Source organism: Pseudomonas sp. GW456-12-1-14-TSB6 (genome assembly GCF_059424205.1).
The window spans coordinates 199,289-214,833 of record NZ_JBWKZE010000005.1 but is presented as its reverse complement, the minus strand read 5'-3'; the positions used below and the strand labels follow the sequence as shown (position 1 = coordinate 214,833).

Annotated in this window: 16 protein-coding genes; 7 read left to right on the top strand and 9 right to left on the bottom strand. The window is 60.1% G+C overall.

Annotation, left to right across the window (positions count from 1 at the left end; genetic code table 11):
* Window positions 1-70 precede the first annotated feature (70 nt).
* Complete coding sequence (locus AC07Y2_RS06815; RefSeq protein WP_039769368.1) at window positions 71-1,438, bottom strand: DUF1329 domain-containing protein; 1,368 nt, start codon at window positions 1,436-1,438, stop codon at window positions 71-73.
* 23 nt (window positions 1,439-1,461) lie between these two features.
* Complete coding sequence (locus AC07Y2_RS06810; protein ID WP_103385677.1) at window positions 1,462-3,255, bottom strand: DUF1302 domain-containing protein; 1,794 nt, start codon at window positions 3,253-3,255, stop codon at window positions 1,462-1,464.
* A gap of 719 nt (window positions 3,256-3,974) precedes the next feature.
* Here AC07Y2_RS06810 and AC07Y2_RS06805 point away from each other — a divergent pair.
* The gene (locus AC07Y2_RS06805; protein WP_039769705.1) at window positions 3,975-6,053 is read left to right on the top strand and encodes an S-type pyocin domain-containing protein; all 2,079 of its coding nucleotides are present in this window, start codon (window positions 3,975-3,977) and stop codon (window positions 6,051-6,053) included.
* The gene (locus AC07Y2_RS06800; RefSeq protein WP_074691774.1) at window positions 6,050-6,310 is read left to right on the top strand and encodes a hypothetical protein; all 261 of its coding nucleotides are present in this window, start codon (window positions 6,050-6,052) and stop codon (window positions 6,308-6,310) included. The genes AC07Y2_RS06805 and AC07Y2_RS06800 overlap by 4 nt, the downstream gene beginning before the upstream one ends.
* Before the next feature lie 44 nt (window positions 6,311-6,354).
* Here the strand turns inward: AC07Y2_RS06800 and AC07Y2_RS06795 are convergent, their stop codons facing one another.
* The 5 genes from AC07Y2_RS06795 to AC07Y2_RS06775 form a co-directional block, all read right to left on the bottom strand.
* Window positions 6,355-7,266, bottom strand: a complete 912-nt coding sequence (locus AC07Y2_RS06795; protein WP_103385676.1) for an SDR family oxidoreductase — start codon at window positions 7,264-7,266, stop codon at window positions 6,355-6,357.
* A 151-nt stretch (window positions 7,267-7,417) separates the two neighbouring features.
* A complete protein-coding gene (locus AC07Y2_RS06790) occupies window positions 7,418-8,320 on the bottom strand; it encodes an alpha/beta fold hydrolase (RefSeq protein ID WP_103385675.1) in 903 nt (300 codons plus the stop codon).
* Window positions 8,320-9,102, bottom strand: coding sequence for a class II aldolase/adducin family protein (locus AC07Y2_RS06785; RefSeq protein ID WP_103385674.1), 783 nt, complete (start codon window positions 9,100-9,102; stop codon window positions 8,320-8,322). Before AC07Y2_RS06785 ends, AC07Y2_RS06790 begins: the two co-directional genes overlap by 1 nt.
* A 132-nt stretch (window positions 9,103-9,234) precedes the next feature.
* Window positions 9,235-9,921, bottom strand: coding sequence for an LrgB family protein (locus AC07Y2_RS06780; protein WP_039769357.1), 687 nt, complete (start codon window positions 9,919-9,921; stop codon window positions 9,235-9,237).
* The gene (locus AC07Y2_RS06775; protein ID WP_103385673.1) at window positions 9,911-10,297 is read right to left on the bottom strand and encodes a CidA/LrgA family protein; all 387 of its coding nucleotides are present in this window, start codon (window positions 10,295-10,297) and stop codon (window positions 9,911-9,913) included. The genes AC07Y2_RS06780 and AC07Y2_RS06775 overlap by 11 nt, the downstream gene beginning before the upstream one ends.
* A gap of 95 nt (window positions 10,298-10,392) precedes the next feature.
* Here AC07Y2_RS06775 and AC07Y2_RS06770 point away from each other — a divergent pair, with 95 nt between their 5' ends.
* On the top strand, window positions 10,393-11,280 hold the full coding sequence (locus AC07Y2_RS06770; RefSeq protein ID WP_103385672.1) for a LysR family transcriptional regulator: 888 nt from the start codon (window positions 10,393-10,395) through the stop codon (window positions 11,278-11,280).
* Here AC07Y2_RS06770 and AC07Y2_RS06765 read toward each other — a convergent pair.
* On the bottom strand, window positions 11,270-11,725 hold the full coding sequence (locus tag AC07Y2_RS06765) for a flavodoxin (RefSeq protein ID WP_103385671.1): 456 nt from the start codon (window positions 11,723-11,725) through the stop codon (window positions 11,270-11,272). The genes AC07Y2_RS06770 and AC07Y2_RS06765 overlap by 11 nt on opposite strands.
* Before the next feature lie 152 nt (window positions 11,726-11,877).
* Between AC07Y2_RS06765 and AC07Y2_RS06760 the strand changes: the two genes are divergently transcribed.
* Window positions 11,878-12,354 carry a PAS domain-containing protein gene (locus tag AC07Y2_RS06760; RefSeq protein ID WP_103385670.1) on the top strand — a complete coding sequence of 159 codons (477 nt, stop codon included), beginning with the start codon at window positions 11,878-11,880 and terminating at the stop codon, window positions 12,352-12,354.
* Window positions 12,355-12,408: 54 nt separating this feature from the next.
* Entirely contained in the window at window positions 12,409-13,014 is a 606-nt protein-coding gene (locus AC07Y2_RS06755) for a hypothetical protein (protein WP_039769347.1), read from the top strand.
* Window positions 13,015-13,017: 3 nt separating this feature from the next.
* Here the strand turns inward: AC07Y2_RS06755 and AC07Y2_RS06750 are convergent, their stop codons facing one another.
* Window positions 13,018-13,977, bottom strand: a complete 960-nt coding sequence (locus AC07Y2_RS06750) for a MerR family transcriptional regulator (RefSeq protein ID WP_074691783.1) — start codon at window positions 13,975-13,977, stop codon at window positions 13,018-13,020.
* A gap of 211 nt (window positions 13,978-14,188) precedes the next feature.
* Between AC07Y2_RS06750 and AC07Y2_RS06745 the strand changes: the two genes are divergently transcribed.
* Both AC07Y2_RS06745 and folM read left to right on the top strand, forming a co-directional pair.
* Window positions 14,189-14,758 carry an antibiotic biosynthesis monooxygenase gene (locus tag AC07Y2_RS06745; protein ID WP_011332499.1) on the top strand — a complete coding sequence of 190 codons (570 nt, stop codon included), beginning with the start codon at window positions 14,189-14,191 and terminating at the stop codon, window positions 14,756-14,758.
* Window positions 14,759-14,814: 56 nt separating this feature from the next.
* Entirely contained in the window at window positions 14,815-15,525 is a 711-nt protein-coding gene (folM, locus tag AC07Y2_RS06740) for a dihydromonapterin reductase (RefSeq protein WP_039769343.1), read from the top strand.
* The last annotated feature ends 20 nt before the right edge of the window (window positions 15,526-15,545 follow it).

Here is a 15,545-nt window from a genome sequence, read left to right as displayed (position 1 = left end):
TACGCTGATTGGCGCCCATAAAAAAGGCGACCGTGCGGTCGCCTTTTTGTCTGCCCCTGTATCGAGACCCTTACCGTACGCCCTCCGAACGCAAGGCCGACGGGGTGTAATCGGCGGCCTTGGCTTCGAAGCCGAATTCGAAGCTGTGCTTCTCTTCGTTCTTCATCCCCAGGGCAATGTAACGGCCGGCGATGATGTCGTAGAGCGCTTCGAGGGTGTAGGCCTGGGCCTGGTGATCGTAGTAGTACTGCGCGTGTCCTTCAGCCACTCGCCACAGTTGCCCGCGACCGTCGTAGTGATCGGCCAGCGCCACTTGCCAGCTGTCCTCGTCGATGTACATGTGGCGCTTGGCGTAGATGTGCCGTTCGTTCGGTTTGACTGTGCCGACCACTTCCCAGACCCGGTGCAGTTCATAGCGGGTCAGGTCCTGGTTGATGTGCCCGGCCTTGACGATGTCGTCGTACTTGAGGCTCGGCGAGTCGAGCTTGTAGCTGTTGTACGGAATGTACATTTCCTTCTTGCCGATCAGTTTCCAGTCATAGCGATCCGGGGCGCCGGAGAACATGTCGAAGTTGTCCGAGGTGCGCAGGCCGTCGGCGGCGGTGCCCGGGCCGTCATAGGCGACTTGCGGTGCACGACGGACCCGACGCTGACCGGCGTTGTAGATCCACGCCAGACGCGGTTCCTTCACCTGATCGAGGGTTTCGTGTACCAGCAGCACGTTACCGGCCAGGCGCGCCGGGGCCGTCACCGACTGCTTGAAGAAGGTCAGGACGTTGGCGGCTTTTTCCGGATCGAGATCCTTCATCAGTTGCGGCACGGCGATCTCTTCTTCGAAGCGGATCGGCGTGTAGCTGCCGTTGGTTTGCGGCGTCACCTGCGTGATGATCCGCCGCAGGTTGCCGCCGTGATAACGGGTGATGTGGTTCCACAACACCTCGACGCCATTTTTGGGAATGGGGAACGCGTAGTAGCGGTTACCGGTGAAATTGGCCAGGCCGTTGCCGTCGTTGATGCTGGTGACGTTGAGTGCGCTGCGTTTGGCCGACTCGTAGATTTCCGGCGGTGCGGCCACGGTGCGATGGGTCGGGTAGACCGGGATCCTGTAGGTTTCCGGGTAGCGCTTGAACATCGCCACCTGGCCGTCGGACAGCTTGTCCTTGTACTTGTCGACGTTGGCGGCAGTAATCGTGAACAACGGTTTTTCGCTGGCAAACGGGTCAGCCAGAAAACCCTTGCTGTCGACTGCTCCGGCGTTTTTCGGGATACCGCCGGTCCAGGCCGGAATCGAGCCGTCGGCGTTGCCGGCCTTCTCGGCGCCCAGCGGCGTCAGGCTGGTGCCGAGCTTGTTGGCTTCCTCCGGCGACACCGCCGCGATCACGTTGGCGGCCAGCAGGCTCAGGGCCAGGACACCGCATTGCAGAATCATCTTGCGCATTGCATTCATCCTTCTCGGGCAGATCAGAAGTTCACACCGAAGCTCAGGGCTACGAAGTCACGGTCTTCGAGGACGTTGTAGTCACCGCCGAAAAAGTCGGTGTAACTGAGGCTCGCGGTATAGGTGTTGCGGTAGTCGGCATCGACCCCGACGCTGACGGCCTTGGCGCCTTCGTTGAACAGACCGTTGGGGCCATAGCCGGCGACGTCGTGGGACCAGGACAGGTTGGGCTTGAGGTTGATCCCGCCGATCACGTTGGCGTAATCGAGGATCGCCCGGGCGCGATAGCCCCAGGAGGTGGAAGTAACGAAACCGTCGGTATCCCCCCCGAAACCATACTGGCCGTAGACCGAGTCACGCCCATAACGCAGCTTGCTGCGCGACTCCAGTCCGCCAACCCGCACCACCGCCGCCTCGCCGACCAGGGTCAGGCGCTGCGCCCCCCAGACCTGATCGATAAAGTGCGTCAGCGTGCTCTGGATCTGCGTCACTTCCTTGCGTCGGTAACCTTTGTTGTCGGCCCCCGGCGAGGTGACCAGCGGCGACGCGGCACCGCCGGCAATCGGATTGACCAGCGCCAGGGTCAGGTCGTTGGTGTTGACCTGCACCGGCGCATTGGGCCGATAGCTGATCTCACCGGTCCAGGCGGTGCCGGTTGGCAACGTGGTGGAGAAACTCGCGCCGTACAGGCGAATGTCTTCCGGGTATTCGAGGTAGTACTGGCCGCGCCCGAGCATCACGCTTTGCGCCAGTCCCGAACCGCTGCCGGGCGCCAGGCGGTTGGCGATCCCGACCATGCCCGGCAATGACGCCAGGGTCGACAGGCCGGCGGTGCTGGTGCCAACGGTCGGCGTGCGGCTGTGGTAGTTCATGAAGTAAAGGCCGTACTCGGTGTCGTCGCCGAGCCAGCGCAGCGCCGTACCCCACTGCCCGGAATCCCGCGCATCGCGGTCGCCGCCACGGGGCACAATCACCCCTTCGCGGGTCACCTGAATCGGCTGACCGAAGGCTGCCGCCAGCGGCGCCAACGGGGCGATCGCCGGGCTGCCGACGGTGTAGCCGTTGTTGCAACCGTCCGCTGCCACATCGACGCCGAAAAACGTCCCGCAGTTGTCAAGGACGGTCTGATCCCATTCCAGTTGATAGAAGCCCTCGACCGTCAGTTGGTCGGTGAGCCCCTGAGAGGCGAACAGCATGTTCACCGGAATCAGCCCCTCCTTGATCTCCGCACCCGGCCGCCGGAACGCCGAGACGTCGATCGGGTTGATGCTGTTGATCGAGTTGCCGATGAAGGTGCTTTCGCCCCAGCTCACCACCTGTTTGCCGGCGCGCACGGTGCCCGGCAAATCGGCGATGGAGTAGTTGTGATAAACGAACGCGTCGAGAATCTGCGCGCCGGACGACTTCGCGCCTTCCTTGCGTCCCTTGTCACTGATCTGTTTGAACTCGCGGTCTTCGTCCTTGAGTTCGAAGTCGTACCAGTACTTGCCGCGCACAAACACACCGGTGTCGCCGTACTTCAGTTCGAGGTCGTGGATGCCTTTGAAGATCTTGGAAAAGGTCTCACCCTTCTTGAAGTTCAAACGCCCGTCATCACCGGTGGAAGACTGGCCCGTGCCGCCGTTGACCGTACCGACCAGCGACTTGTCGGCATCGCGCATGCCCCAGCTCGCTCCGACCGACAGCGACGAATCGAAGGTGCCTTCGATTTCCCCGATATTGAAAGCGACCGCGTGCGCCTGGGCACAGCAACCCAAAGCCACAGCAGCGGCGAGCGCCTGCGGCGTGAAGATGGCGCGCATTGTTGTTTTTGTCATGCGTCTTCCCCGGTGAGTGACAGAAGGCCCCACCCTACTGCCGCGCCACGACGAGGATAAGCGCACCAAGGAGGTATTCACGCTGTCGCTCGAAAGGATGAATCCCCGCCTGCGACAAGGGTTTGCGCCCGCCATGAACAGGCTGGATGGACCACTATCAACGCAGCGGATAATGACCACCCCGGTGCGCGCCACTGTTACACGCCCCGCAACAGTGCATGTCCGGAATCGCTATTTTTCCCTGAGGCGCCAGCCCTTATTCTGTGCCGGCTTTCACCGCAGACCGCGAGAAAGCACGAAGTCCGCGACCGAGTCGTCGGCAACCGATTTCTGATGGCGCGAAGCGTTTTTCGATCCATCGCCCCGGTGTTCACTGACGTTGATTTGTAGCTCCTTGATCCAACGTCTTACCTTGGCCGCTGCGTTTGCAGCGGCCTTTTTTATGGGCGTTTAAAAAAATGTGGATGGCGGATTGCAAAGATCCTCCGATTACCGCGTCAGACATTTCCTTGAGTCCCGAACGAATCCCTTCTGCATTAACAGCAACCCGCGAAAACCCTTTCCACACAACGCCCTGTTACTTACGGGCTTCTCGGATTTGATCACCGCCATTGCGAGGTAACCTGAAACACCTCAACCATTCGCCGGTGACACGGATGTCATCGCCCCCGTGGGCATTTTTCGGGCGAATGAAAACGCACATTCAAAAGGACATGAATATGCCAAAACCTCCACCGTTAGAGCTGGACGCATTACATATCCGGGAGTTCGCCCCGGATGATTACGAGCCATTCAAAGAAACCAATGTGGGTTATTCCTACAGCGGCACATTCGGCCCTGCCGGTGCCAATTCGCAAACGCGTCAATTGATGCATGAAACACAACTTGCCGTTGAACAGGAATTCAACGCAAAAGCCGCCTCGATCCCACAATCCATCGAAGTGGAACTGGCGACCATCAGACTGGAAGGCCCGACGAACCCTCTGCCACCCGCGGCGGCATTGGCTCGCGAAGTGGGCGTCAGGAACACGCTGATTCAACGCAAGAGCGCAGAGTTTCAAAGACAGACCGCCATCGCCAACCGCTTTTATGGCAGCGATCCGCTGGGGAAAACCTTCAAGGATTACCTGGATCAGGCATCTGCCCTTCGACGAGCGCACGGCGCGGGGGTCAAGAGCAGAGCGTTATGGAGTGAATCGTTTCGGGCCGCCCACGAAGCCCGGCTGCTGGGCCAGACATTGGCGCTTCTCAACCAGCAACAGGTCGGCGTGCTCAACTGGCTGGCCACCGTGCAAGCACAGGATCAGGCGGCTGCGGCAGAGGCGCAGCGGCAGGCCGCGGAACGTGCCCGAATTGCGGCGGAGCAACAACGCCAGCGAGATATTGCCGAAGCAGCGCGCCGGGAGCAGGAGGAAATACGTGCACGCGAACAGGCTCGACTGGCCGCATTGGCGGAGAAACAACGTCGGGATGCCGAACAGGCTCGACTGGCGGCCGAGACCGCGCGCCTGAACGCTGAGGCTGAAGCTCGGGAGAAAGAGCGGGTGGCTGCGTTGAAGATCGCCCAGGCCGAGGCACAAGCCAAAGCTGAAACAGCGGCGCTGGCGCTTGCGGCAGAACAGGCTCGGTTACAGGAGGAAAGGAAGCATGTCTTCCCGGCTTCCGGAGCAATGGCCAGCAACGGCCCTGCCGTTTCTTTCGCTTCGACAGCGGTCAACCTCAGCCCGGCCAACTCGGCGGGAATACTCAATGCACTACGTACCGCAACAGCGACCCTGACAGCGACGGGCACGGCGCTGTTCGGCAGTCCGGTATTGATGGGGTTCGCGGCGCTGTTGATGCCTTCAAATCTGGGCAACGGCGAGCGCTTTTCCATGAGTGTTCCTTTCGCCGAGTTGTCGTCCGAGCCGGCAGAGACGCTCCGGGAAATCGCCGATCGACAGGGTACGCTGGAGATGCAAGCCGGGCTCGGCGTGAGGCGACTCGGTGCAGGTATGCAAGTGTTCGTCGCTACGAGCGATGACTTCCATATTCGCTCAAGTGTGCTGGTCCTGAATGCCGCCTACGATCTGCTCAACGACGTATACAAGGTCGCGCTATCGGACTCGCCCACCGACTACTTGACCTGGACACCCGCTATCTCGCCGGGTGACGCCTCGACCGCCTCGCCAATAGTGGATACCGATTCTCCCGCTTACTCCGGGGTATCCATCGTGCCGGTTGAAGGACGGCTGGATTTGAATCCGATACTGGTGGAAGGCTGGGATCGATTCATCATCGTGTTTCCGGCTGATTCGGGGATTGAACCGCTGTATGTGGTTTTCAGCAGTCCTTATGACGGAGGCGTCGAAGATGGCGAGCACAGCGGCCGCGCATTCAACCCCACAGAAAGTGGCGGCTCAATTCTTGATTTGGCATGGACACCTGTTACTGCAACATCAGAAGGAGCAACTGACGTGAAACTGCATATATCCAGATTTCCTGAATCGGCCGCCAATAAGGTAATGATTGACCGCCTGGAAAAAATCATCAGAGGAGAGCTTGAAATAACGGACACAGACAAGCGCTTCTACACTCACGAGTTGAGGGAGCTGGAAAGATTCAGAGCCTTGGGTTATGGCGATACCGAGCGGCCTGATCCAGACTCACCTGTTTGGAACAATGTGCACACAGCAACATTGGAAGACTTCAAACTGAAAGATGACGCTACTCTGCTCTACACACCTGAAGCGCTGGCAGCAGACGCAGAACAAGCAAAACGCGCTTACCAGCAGTTGCTGAAGGAGATGTGGAAATGAACACCGTAGAACAGATAATAAAAAACGAGTCTCTGGATGACATCGTTGCGGTATTCGCGCTGATCAAACCAAATCCGCATCTGGACAGGATGATCAGGCTCTACAACCGCGACATCCTTAAAGAGTATGGTGCGCTAGAAAGCGCATATTCGCGACTCTTCGCTGCCGGTGTATTGGCTATTGGGGAGCACGGTCTGGCGATCAAAGGCCCGAACTGGTCCCCTCCAAAGTTCATGACCGAAAACAGATACACCTGATCAGCAAATCAGCCACCAGGCTCCCGCCTGGTGGCCACTTCAAGCTACAACGAATACTTCTGCAAATTCCCCATCATCTCCTTCAGCGCCTCAATGTTGTCCTTCGGATGCGCCGCCCCTTCGAAATCACAGATCTGCTGCCAGTGCGCCGCGACATCTTCCGGGGAAAATCCGACGCGAGGATCGAACCCGGCACCAAGGCTGCGTTCCCAACGCACCTTGCCCATCCAGCCGCCGCCGACTTCGAACAGGCCCGAGGTTTCCTGGCACTGCTCGCTGGCCAGGTACACCACCAACGGACTGACCAGCTCCGGCTTGAGTTGTTCGAACACTTGCGGCGGGATCAGGCCTTCAGTCATGCGCGTACCGCCGGTGGGGGCAATGGCGTTGACCAGGATGTTGTTCTTGCGACCTTCGATGGCCAGGGTGCGGGTCAGGCCGTAGAGACCGAGTTTGGCCATGCCGTAGTTGGACTGGCCGAAGTTGCCGTAGATGCCCGAAGTCGATGCGGTGAAAATCACTCGCCCATAGTTCTGCTCACGCATGTGTGGCCACGCGGCGCGGGTCACCTTGTAGGCGCCTTCGACGTGGACGCGGTAGACCAGATCCCAGTCGGCGTCTTCCATTTTGTGGAAGGATTTGTCGCGCAGGATCCCGGCATTGTTGACCACCACATCGACACGGCCAAACACATCGAGCGCGTTCTGTACCAGTTTGTCGCCGTCGGTGACCGAGTCATGGTTGGCTTCGGCGATGCCGCCGGCCTCGCGGATTTCCGCCACCACGCGATCAGCGGCCGAAGCGTTGGCGCCTTCACCCTGGGTCGAGCCGCCGAGGTCGTTGACCAGCACTTTGGCGCCCTGTTTGGCGAACAGCAAAGCGTGAGCGCGTCCCAGGCCACCACCGGCACCGGTGACGATCACGACTTTATCTTCGAAACGCACAGAATCATTCATCGGGGCAACTCCAGCAGACCTGAGGGACAGTGTCCCTGAGTGTCAGGCACAGGGCGTGCGGTCACAACGAACACGGCTGAGGCTGAATGGTGCGCGATAAGGCTGGGGGATGATGAAACGTGCCGAGGCGTCAGGCGCCTCGGGCACCAAGTCAGGAGCACGCCACCTTGCGCGGTGGCAACACGAAGTGATCGCGAAATTCGAGGTAGTGCTTGAGCACCTGCACCGGCGCTTCGCTTTGCGGGTAATGGCCGATGCCTGGCAACAACACGGTGTCGGCGTCGGGGATCAGCTCGCGATAACGCTCGACCATGTGCGCCCCGGAGATCGGATCGACTTCGCCATCGATCACCCGCAGCGGCACCTCGCCACGCTGCATCGCCGCGACCCAGCGATCACGCTGAACCCGGCGCTCGGGAATGTAGTGAATCAGCTTGTGCATGACGCGTTGCCCGCGATTGCATTCGATCAGGCTCCAGAAATCATCCATTTCGCTTTCGCTGGGCCGGGTGTCCGGGCCGAAAATCTGCTGGAAGCTCTTGACCAGCGCATCACGGGAGAAGGCCCGGCCGATCATCCAGCCCAATGGGCTGAGCAGCAGTTTTTGCGCCAGCAGCGGTCGATGGGTTTCCGGGAACAGACCGCCGTTGAGGAACACGCAACTGGCCACTTCGATCAGGTCTTCGTAATGCCGGGCCAGCAACTCCTGGGCAACACTGTCACCGTAGTCGTGGGCCAGAATGTGCACCGGTTGTTCGATCTGCAGATGCGCCAGCAAGGCCTGTTGCAGATCGGCCTGTTCCAGCAGGCTATAGGTGTGATTGAGCGGTTTGGCCGAGTCGCCGAAGCCGAGCATGTCGCAGGCAATCACCCGGTAGCGCTGGGACAGCGGCTGCCACAGGTAATGCCAGTCCCAACTGGCCGTCGGAAAGCCATGGATCAGCAGCAGCGGTTCGCCCTGCCCGGCCGTCCAGTAACGGATCGGCTGACCACGGAAGACAAACGTCTGGCCGCGTTTGCGCCAGACACTCAGAGGGATCTCGGCGAGAGGCATTAGAGTCTATACCCCGGGTCTTGTTTATCGAGTTTGCGCAGCAGCGCCGGCCAGGCCAGCGCGCCACCCATGCCTTGAGCACTTTTGGTGACGCCGGCAATCATCGCTTTGGCGCCTGCCAGAATCTGCGGTTCGATGGCGATCAGTTCGGCACCGCCGGTCTGCGCCATGACCTGAATGTCGCACGCACGCTGAAAGGTGAACATCATCAGGAACGTGTCGGCGATGGTGCCGCCACAGGTCAGCAGACCGTGGTTGTGCAGCATCAGGAAATTGCTGTCGCCCAGATCCGCCTGCAACCGCGCTTTCTCTTCATGGTTGAGCGCCACACCTTCGTAGGCGTGAAAGGCCAGGCTCGACAACACGAACAGCGATTGCTGACTGATCGGCAACACGCCCTGCTTCTGCGCCGACACCGCAACACCGGAGGCGGTGTGGGTGTGCAGCACGCAGGCCACGTCGTGCCGCACTTCGTGCACGGCACTGTGGATGGTGTAGCCGGCGGGATTGATTTCGTAGGGGCTGTCCATGAGCTTGTTACCGGCCTGGTCGACCTTCACCAGACTGGACGCGGTGATCTCATGGAACATCAGGCCGAACGGGTTGATCAGGAAATCTTCGGTGCCGGGCACCTTGGCGGAAATGTGGGTGAAGATCAGATCGTCCCAGCCATGCAGCGCGACCAGACGATAACAGGCGGCCAGATCGACCCGGGCCTGCCATTCCGCGGCACTGACCTGGTCTTTGACACTCACGGACGAAGGGACGGGGGCTACGCTCACTGTATGCACCTCTGCGTTCTTATTGTTTTTGCGTGTGTCAGCAGTCTAGTCAGCCCCGGACCGTCGCGTAGTTGCATTGGCAGCCAGCTTGATGACTGAACGAGTCAGCGACGCAAACAGCTTGGATCCATGTCAAAGCAACGACGCCAACAAAGGCGCGGCGAACAGATTGAGCAGCCCCGTCAGCACCATCACCAGCCCCGCCACCGAGCCCTCTTCACCGCCCACTTCATGGGCGCGACTGACGCCCGCGCCATGAGCCCCCACGGCAAACAACGCTCCACGAGCCAAGGCACTGCGCAACGGCAGCCACTTGAGCAGCACACCGCCGAGCATGGCGCCGATCACCCCGGTGAACATCACGAACACCGCTGTCAGCTCAGGCACGCCACCGAGGTCCTGCGCCAGCGGCATGGCGAACGGTGTGGTGATCGAGCGCGGCACCAGCGACAGCGTCACCGAACTGTCCAGCGCCAGCGCTTTCGCCAGGCCGAACGAGGTGGCGATCGACGCAGCGCTGCCGGCCAGAATGCCCAGCAGCAACGCCGACCAATGCCGCACCAGCAGGCGTCGCTGTTGCCAGATGGGCACCGCAAACGCCACGGTGACCGGCCCGAGCACCAGCATCAGCCAATGGGTGTTGCTCGAATATTCGGCATAAGCGGTGTGCAGCGGCACGGCAAGCGCCAGCAGCAACGCGGGGACCAGAATCAGTGGCGACAGCACGTAACGTCCGGTCCGCCGATACAGCCAGCGACTGAACAGATAAGCCAGCAAGGTGAACGCCAGCCAGAACATCGGCATCAATTCAAGCTTCATGGGACCGCCTCAGGCGCACGGCCAGCTCCACAGTGAACGCGGTCACCAGCATCACCATCAGCGTACTGGCTGCGATCACCAACAAGATCCGCCAGCCGTCATCGCGCAACAATGCGCCGTAATCCAGCAGGCTCATCAGCGCCGGAATGAAGAACAGCAGCATCTCGGCCATCAACAAGCCTGCGCCCATTTGCAGCGCCGCCGGTTTGACCCAGCCGAACGCAAAACCCAGCAGCAACAGCGCCATGCCGATCACGCCGCCGGGAATCGGCCAGGCCAGCCACGCTGCGATCTGGCAGCCGAGCAGGTAAAGAGCAAGCAGCACGGCCAGTTCGGCCAGCAGGCGAGAGAGGTATTTGACGGTTGAGACTTTCATCGGTGAGCTCCTTTCGGATGCCTATCTTACGAAGCTGACTGCCATCTCCGAAGCGAATTGTTAGACTCAAAGCCATTCCAATCTGGAATCAGGCCATGGAATTCAAACAACTCAGAAGTTTCGTCGAAGTCATGCATCAGGGCGGTTTCACTCAAGCTGCAAAAACCCTGCACATCAGTCAGTCCGCTGTGAGCAAGCAAATCGCCCAGCTCGAACAGAGCCTCGGCACGCCTTTGCTTGAACGACTCGGCTCGCAGATACGCCTGACCGCCGCCGGCAGCGTGGTGCTGCAACGGGCCGAAGGCATGCTGCGGTTGCGTGATGAATTGCTCAGCGAACTGGATGACCTCAGTCATCTCGCGCGCGGCGAGTTACGTCTCGGGTTGCCATTGCTGGGCAGCGATGCGTTGTTTGCCGGTCTGTTCGCCGAATACCGACGGCGCTACCCGAACATCAATGTGCAATTGCTTGAAGGCGGCAGCCGTAACATCGAACAGGCGGTGCTCAGCGGGGAGCTGGAGTTGGGTGGCAGTCTGCTGCCGAAGGATCCGCAATTCGACTTTCAGCCATTCTGCGATGAACCGCTGGATGCGCTGCTGCCTGTGGATCACCCACTGGCGGCAAAAGGTGAAATCGGTCTGGAGGAGCTGGCAGATACGCCGTTTCTTTTGTATCAGCGCAGTTTCGTGCTCAACGATCGTTTGCTCCAGGCGTGCCAGCAAATGGGCTTCACCCCGAAGGAAGGCGGGCGCAGCGGGCAGGCGGATTTTCTCGCGGCGCTGGTCGCCGCCGGACAAGGCGTGGTGTTGCTGCCCAGCGTGGTGGCGCGCGGTCTGGTGCGGCCAGGCGTGGTGCGCCTGGCCCTGAATGCGCCAGACTACTTGCGCTGGGATATCGCTTTCATCTGGCGCCGGGGTGCCTACCTGTCGAAGGCTGCACAGGCCTGGCTGGCGCTGCTGCGTGAGCGCGGGATCACCCCTTGAGGATGGCGATCAACTGTTCCAGCCAAGGCTCGGCGTCGGATTCCGGGGTAACGCTTTCGCTGGCGTCAATGCGCAGCATGTCCTGCACTTCGCGCACACCCAGCTCGCCGAACAATTCGCGCAATTGCTCGCCGCCGCCGCAGAAAGTGTCGCCGTAGCTGGCGTCGCCCAGTGCGATCACCCCGCCGGGCAAACCACGCCAGGCTGCCGGCAGTTGATCACGAATGGCCGAATACAACGGTTGCAGGTTGTCCGGCAGTTCGCCCATGCCGGTGGTCGAGGTCACGCCGAGCAAGGCTTCAGGGCCAAACGCCTGGAGATCGGCGAGGCTGGCGCGCGAGTTGTAGTAGGTTTCAAAACCGGCGGCGTTCAACAGGCTCTGAGCGTGGCGAGCGACTTCTTCGGCCGTGCCGTACACCGAGCCGGAGAGGATGGCGACTTTCATCAATCTGATCCTGAAACTGAAAAAAGAGCGGCGATAGTAACAGCCAGCGACGCCATGATGCGATTGGCTCTCGATAAGGGCTGCCGGCCAGTAGACAGCGCTGGACGATCTTCTAGAATGCCAGCCACTGACAACCTTGAAAGGATTCAAAGATGATCAATGCCAGCCTGCTGAAAATGGTGATCAACGCGTCGAACGACGGGATTGTGGTAGCAGAAAAAGAAGGCGACCAGGACAACATCCTGATCTACGTGAATCCGGCTTTCGAAAAACTGACCGGCTACACCAGCGAAGAAATTCTCTATCAGGACTGCCGTTTCCTGCAGGCCGGGGATCGCGACCAGGCCAGTCTGGAACTGATTCGCGATGTTTTGAAAAACGGTGGCTCATGCCGGGAAATCCTGCGCAATTACCGCAAGGACGGCACTCCCTTCTGGAACGAACTGTCTCTTTCGACGGTAAAAAATGCCGACGACGGGCAGACCTACTTTGTCGGCGTACAAAAGGACGTTACGGTTCAGGTCAAGGCGCAGCAGCGGGTGGCGCAACTGGAAGCCCAGGTTGCGGCACTGGAAGCAGAAATTGCTGCCTTGAAAGCGACGAACGGCGTAAACAAAACAGCGAACTAATTGTCATTAACTACAATCACCAATGACTTTGTAATTATTCATTTCGAGTTAGCCATGCAGCGTGACGCCCTCCTGACCCAGGATGAGCTGGATTTCATCCAGACCATGCAACACAACCCGCAACTCAATGTGCGGGATGCGACGTCGAGCCTGCTGGTCAACGGTGGTTCGCAGATCCGTGATCTGCTCACGCGCCTGGCGGCCCATGAGCAAGTCACCATCCAGGCTAACTTCGAAAATCAGCAGATGACTTTCCCGCTGCATCTGGTGGAAGACGAGTTCCACGCCCTGCATCTGCGTCTTGGGGTGCCGAGCATCTATGAAGACGGGCCGATGGTGCGTCCATGGCGCCTGACCCTGGAAGAGCCGGTGGCACTGGAAAATGCCAAGGGCCAGCCGGGCACTCTGTGGGTTCACGAGGTTTCGCACAAGGGTGTGCTGCTGGAAGTGCGCAACAAAACCAAGCCGCCGAAGCATTTTGCGTTGTGGTTCAGCCCGTCGGGCTATGAGCGGATTGCCCTGCGCGGGACCTTCGAGCGGGAAACCGAAAGCGGCTTTTATGCTTACGAGCTAAGCCAGAGCGATGCCGACGAAACCGAGCGCCTGCGCCAGTTCATCCTGCAACAGCATCGTCTGACCCACCCTGCCCTGCACACCTGATTCTCAGGTATCCAGCGTCCCCGCCAGAAACTGATTCATGCGCTGGCGCATGGTCGATCCTTCATTGCCCAGACAGCCGACCGATGATCCCGCCAGGCTGTCCTGCGCCAGGTCGGCAGCATCCCCCGCCAGCATCAACTGACAATCAAGACTCAACGCCAGACGATTCAGCCGACGCGGCAACTCGGGTGCCGGGGCGTGATTGGAAAACAGCACCAGCGCCTCGGGCTTGATCTTCTCGCACACCAGCGTCAGCTCATCGAACGGTTGACCGGTGGTTAGCACACGAACCCCCGCGTCATTGCCGCTGAGAAACAGCGCTGCCACCAACAACTCAAGCTCGCGGCACTGACCGGCCAGCGCGCTGACGATCACCTTGCGCGGCTGCGTGCCCCGCAGCACGACGATGCGCTGCAGCACCTTCGCCCGTAGAAAACCATCGAAGAACAGCCACTCACTGGTTTGTCCGAACGCATCCTGACGCTGCAGCATTTGCAGCCACAGCGGCATCAGGATGTCCTGAAACACCACGGGCAGAGCATAGGAGGAGAAAATCTGACCGTAGACGCGATCAAGCAACTGATCGTCGAACGAACTGACTGCCTGCCGGACCTGTTCCTGCCACTGGAGATAGTCCGCCTGCACCAGATCATCGGGAATGAAGTGGGCCAGCACTTTCATTGGCTCGGTCTTGGCCAGGATCTTGCCGACCTTGCTCACCGAAACGCCCCGATCGATCCAGTCGACGATGCTGCGAACGCGCTCGATATCGGTCATCGAATACAGACGATGCCCACTTTCGGTGCGTGTCGGCTGGATCAAACCATAGCGGCGCTCCCACGCGCGCAGCGTGACCGGGTTCACGCCGGTCAGACGCGCCACTTCGCGGATCGGGAACAACTCCTCGCGCTCCAGCGCAACAGGCGCCTGCAAAGCAGGGCGAACGTCTGTGATCACAGGCATTGGTGCGGACACGTCCTTGTTGGCAAAGTTGGATCCATTCTACTCCTGATGCCCTATGAGGGTTCAAGCAATCAAATGGGACGAAAGTCTCTGGTTCGACACGAAAATGAGGAATAATCCTTGCTTGTCAAAAAACGCAGCCCTCTACCCCGGCGCTGCGTCAGGCGAAACTCCTACCCGGAGCGACGCACCTGCAATACGGAGATACACAATGTCTACTTCCCCCGTGACGCTGATGGTAGCGCGTCGTGTCGCCAATGGTCGTTATCAGGACCTGATCGCCTGGTTGCGAGAAGGCGAACAACTGGCCACCGACTTCCCCGGTTATCTCGGCTCCGGCGTACTGGCACCGCCTCCCGGCGACGATGAATTCCAGATCATTTTCCGCTTCGTCGACGAACAGACCCTGCACGCCTGGGAACACTCGGCATCGCGCACTGCATGGCTGGCCCGTGGCAGCGATCTGTTTGCCCACCCGACGGAACATCGGGTCAGCGGGATCGAAGGCTGGTTCGGTGCTGCCGGTCATCGCCCGCCGCGCTGGAAACAGGCCGTGGCGATCTGGCTGGCGTTCTTCCCGGTGTCGCTGCTGTTCAACTTCGTGCTGGGCCCGCTGCTCGCTGAAATGAGCCTGTTGCCGAGAGTCTTCATCAGCACGCTGTGTCTGACCCCGTTGATGGTCTATTTCTTCATTCCGCTGTCGACCCGCCTGCTGGCCGGCTGGCTCAACCCGGCGCCTGCACGCCCGCTGCCTGCCGCCCCCTCCACACAAAATCGCTGAAGCCGTCGCTCGCGTCGCTGTTATAGTTTTTGCTCTGACTTCGACGCGAGCCGTACATGACTTCCTCCACAGCTCCCTTCCTCATCACCGGCGCCGGCCAGCGGGTTGGCCTGCATTGTGCGCAGCGTCTGCTGGAAGACGGCCATCGGGTGATCTTTACCTATCGCAGCGAACGACCGGGGGTGAAGACGTTGCGGGATCTGGGCGCCCTCGGGTTGCATGCGGATTTTTCCAGTGAAGCTTCGATCCTCGCGTTCATCACCGAACTGAAGACTCACACCGACAGCCTGCGCGCCATCGTGCACAACGCCTCGGAGTGGCTGGCGGAAACCGACGACGGCGAAGCCGAAGCCTTCAGCCGCATGTTCAACATTCATATGCTGGCGCCCTACCTGATCAACCTGCATTGCGCCGAACTGCTGCAACGTTCGAGCCCTGCCGACATCATCCACATCAGCGATGACGTCACGCGCAAGGGCAGCAGCAAACACATCGGCTATTGCGCCAGCAAGGCCGGACTCGACAGTCTCACGTTGTCCTTCGCTGCGCGCTACGCGCCGTCAATCAAGGTCAACGGCATCGCGCCAGCCCTGCTATTGTTCAATCCCGACGACGACGCGGCGTACCGCGCCAAGGCGCTGGCCAAGTCCGCGCTGGGCATCGAACCCGGCAGCGAAGTGATTTATCAGAGCCTGCGTTATCTGCTCGACAACCCGTATGTCACCGGCACGACCCTGACCGTCAACGGCGGGCGGCACGTCAAGTAATACGCCCCCCGCGAGGATGC

Bases quoted from the DNA above. Each gene is read 5' to 3' on its own strand.
- AC07Y2_RS06795 (WP_103385676.1), bottom strand. From the start codon at position 7,266: ATGAATGATTCTGTGCGTTTCGAAGATAAAGTCGTGATCGTCACCGGT.
- AC07Y2_RS06775 (WP_103385673.1), bottom strand. From the start codon at position 10,297: ATGAAAGTCTCAACCGTCAAATACCTCTCTCGCCTGCTGGCCGAACTG.
- AC07Y2_RS06810 (WP_103385677.1), bottom strand. From the start codon at position 3,255: ATGACAAAAACAACAATGCGCGCCATCTTCACGCCGCAGGCGCTCGCC.
- AC07Y2_RS06780 (WP_039769357.1), bottom strand. From the start codon at position 9,921: ATGAAGCTTGAATTGATGCCGATGTTCTGGCTGGCGTTCACCTTGCTG.
- AC07Y2_RS06765 (WP_103385671.1), bottom strand. From the start codon at position 11,725: ATGAAAGTCGCCATCCTCTCCGGCTCGGTGTACGGCACGGCCGAAGAA.
- AC07Y2_RS06770 (WP_103385672.1), top strand. From the start codon at position 10,393: ATGGAATTCAAACAACTCAGAAGTTTCGTCGAAGTCATGCATCAGGGC.
- AC07Y2_RS06800 (WP_074691774.1), top strand. From the start codon at position 6,050: ATGAACACCGTAGAACAGATAATAAAAAACGAGTCTCTGGATGACATC.
- AC07Y2_RS06750 (WP_074691783.1), bottom strand. From the start codon at position 13,977: ATGCCTGTGATCACAGACGTTCGCCCTGCTTTGCAGGCGCCTGTTGCG.
- AC07Y2_RS06815 (WP_039769368.1), bottom strand. From the start codon at position 1,438: ATGCGCAAGATGATTCTGCAATGCGGTGTCCTGGCCCTGAGCCTGCTG.
- AC07Y2_RS06755 (WP_039769347.1), top strand. From the start codon at position 12,409: ATGCAGCGTGACGCCCTCCTGACCCAGGATGAGCTGGATTTCATCCAG.
- AC07Y2_RS06790 (WP_103385675.1), bottom strand. From the start codon at position 8,320: ATGCCTCTCGCCGAGATCCCTCTGAGTGTCTGGCGCAAACGCGGCCAG.
- AC07Y2_RS06805 (WP_039769705.1), top strand. From the start codon at position 3,975: ATGCCAAAACCTCCACCGTTAGAGCTGGACGCATTACATATCCGGGAG.
- AC07Y2_RS06760 (WP_103385670.1), top strand. From the start codon at position 11,878: ATGATCAATGCCAGCCTGCTGAAAATGGTGATCAACGCGTCGAACGAC.
- folM (WP_039769343.1), top strand. From the start codon at position 14,815: ATGACTTCCTCCACAGCTCCCTTCCTCATCACCGGCGCCGGCCAGCGG.
- AC07Y2_RS06745 (WP_011332499.1), top strand. From the start codon at position 14,189: ATGTCTACTTCCCCCGTGACGCTGATGGTAGCGCGTCGTGTCGCCAAT.